Annotated in this window: 1 protein-coding gene; it reads right to left on the bottom strand. The window is 52.8% G+C overall.

From position 1 onward, the window contains the following. A partial coding sequence (locus QSV46_RS40645; protein WP_314964378.1) for a 3-methyl-2-oxobutanoate hydroxymethyltransferase occupies positions 1–246 on the bottom strand: 246 nt, incomplete at both ends.

The raw sequence follows: 246 nt of genomic DNA, 5'->3' as shown, positions 1-246 counted from the left end.
GTGCGATTGGCACGGGCGATATTGGCAGTGTGATTAGCCATATCCGCCACCGTCACAGGCAAAGTCGAATCATGACCCTGCACCACCATGCCCAGACTGTCACCGACCAAAATGGTCTCAATCCCTGCCTGATCCATCGCATGGGCAAAACTGGCATCATAGCAAGTTAGGCAAGAGAATTTCTCGCCTTTGGCTTTGAGTTTGTTCAGTGTGCTTAAGGTGACTGGCGGCTTGGCAGGTGTGGCA

The organism is Bradyrhizobium cosmicum (genome assembly GCF_032290525.1).
In the GTDB taxonomy this organism is placed as follows: Bacteria; Pseudomonadota; Alphaproteobacteria; order Rhizobiales; family Xanthobacteraceae; genus Bradyrhizobium; species Bradyrhizobium cosmicum_A.
This window is presented reverse-complemented; position numbering and strand designations above follow the sequence as displayed.